Source organism: Chelatococcus sp. XZ-Ab1 (assembly GCF_029309855.1).
Taxonomy (GTDB): domain Bacteria; phylum Pseudomonadota; class Alphaproteobacteria; order Rhizobiales; family Beijerinckiaceae; genus Chelatococcus_A; species Chelatococcus_A sambhunathii.
Genome location: NZ_JARKII010000032.1, coordinates 1 through 651 on the forward strand (window position 1 = coordinate 1; position 651 = coordinate 651).

Annotated in this window: 2 pseudogenes; both read left to right on the forward strand. The window is 57.6% G+C overall.

What is annotated here, in order from left to right:
* A pseudogene (locus P2T65_RS21125) lies at window positions 1-128 on the forward strand (IS5/IS1182 family transposase); the annotation flags it as partial.
* A gap of 430 nt (window positions 129-558) precedes the next feature.
* A pseudogene (locus P2T65_RS21130) lies at window positions 559-651 on the forward strand (IS5/IS1182 family transposase); the annotation flags it as partial.

A 651-nucleotide genomic window follows, 5' to 3' on the forward strand; every position in this document is an offset into this window, starting at 1 on the left:
TCTTCAACAAGATCAAACACTTCCGCCGTATCGCCACCCGCTTCGACAAGACGGCGGAAAACTTCCTCGCCGCCGTGAAGCTCGCGTCCATCCGCATCTGGCTACGCGGTTATGAGTCTACGGCCTAGGCCATCCTCATTGACCGCATCTTTCCACTTGGGATCGGCCGCTTTGGCGGCCGCATTGAAAGCGGCTAGATGACGGGACACAACTATTCGGTGGAGCACATCAACAGCTGCTAGCCACGACATGACGACGGCTGAACGATAAAGTTCAGCTTCGTGACATTTGATCGCCTCCTCAACGAAAGAGCGCGTCGTCGGATTAACGATGTTGTCGAGATGAGCGCGCAAATCGGCAGCCACTTTAACGGCGGCGGGGCTAAGCGTCGTTACACCAATATTGCGAAGATGGCTCCTGCCGGAGTCGGTGATCTCCCATCCCGATGGTACTCGGATCGCGAGGCCTTTGCTGCGACCTAGGCCGTAAACCCATAAACGGCTCTGGGTTCCCTGACGGTGGCGATTGTGATTCAAGCTCCTTTTCGGGAGCTTTGCGATGGGCCGCTACGATCTGACGGATTTCGAATGGGAGGCGATCCGGCCTCACCTTCCCAACAAGTCGCGGGGCGTGCCTCGCGTGGATGACCGG